This is a genomic window from Ferdinandcohnia jepli (assembly GCF_047246645.1).
In the GTDB taxonomy this organism is placed as follows: Bacteria; Bacillota; Bacilli; order Bacillales; family Bacillaceae_L; genus Ferdinandcohnia.
Genome location: NZ_JBFOKR010000055.1, coordinates 1 through 749, shown reverse-complemented (window position 1 = coordinate 749; position 749 = coordinate 1). Strand labels below are relative to the sequence as shown.

The window sequence follows — 749 nt, the reverse complement described above, 5'->3', positions numbered from 1 at the left end:
TTGTTAAAAGAAAACCATACGCTAGGCGTATGGTTCCGGAAAGCTTATAGCGATGTATTAAAAAAAGCCCCTCTTGGTGTTACAATAAATTTTGGTTCGCCAACCAAATTTATGTAACAAGGAGGGACCCTGTATGTCTTCCGACTTAAACAGTTTAGCACATAGTAAATGAAATTGTAAGTATCACATAGTCTTTGCGCCCAAATATAGAAGACAAATCATATATGGGAAAATCAAACAAGATATTGGACAGATTTTGAGACAACTATGCGAAAGAAAAGGTGTAGAGATTATTGAAGCGACTGCGTGTAAAGATCACGTTCATATGTTAGTAAGTATTCCACCAAAAATAAGCGTCTCATCTTTTGTAGGATATTTAAAGGGTAAGAGTAGTTTAATGATATTTGATCGACATGCCAATCTAAAATATCGGTATGGAAACAGGAAATTTTGGTGTAAAGGATTCTATGTTGATACGGTAGGAAGAAATAAGAAAGTAATAGAAGAATACATTCGCAATCAAATACAAGATGATATAGTTGCAGATCAATTAAGTATGGAAGAATTTATTGATCCGTTTACTGGTCAGGAAGTAAAGAGAAAAAACAAAAAGAAATAGGAGAAACCCTTTAGGGTTGCCGAAAAAGTAGTGCGGTTGGCGAACTTTCGGTGCCCTTTGAAGGGCTGGCCAGTAACGAAGGCTTTCAGCCGTAGAACAAACCACCCGTTTTCACGGGTGGTTATGATTT

General features: G+C 36.6%; 1 pseudogene. It reads left to right on the top strand.

The features are described 5' to 3' along the window. Positions 1 to 133: 133 nt before the first annotated feature. A pseudogene (gene tnpA, locus AB3M96_RS23635) lies at positions 134 to 619 on the top strand (IS200/IS605 family transposase). Positions 620 to 749: the final 130 nt, after the last annotated feature.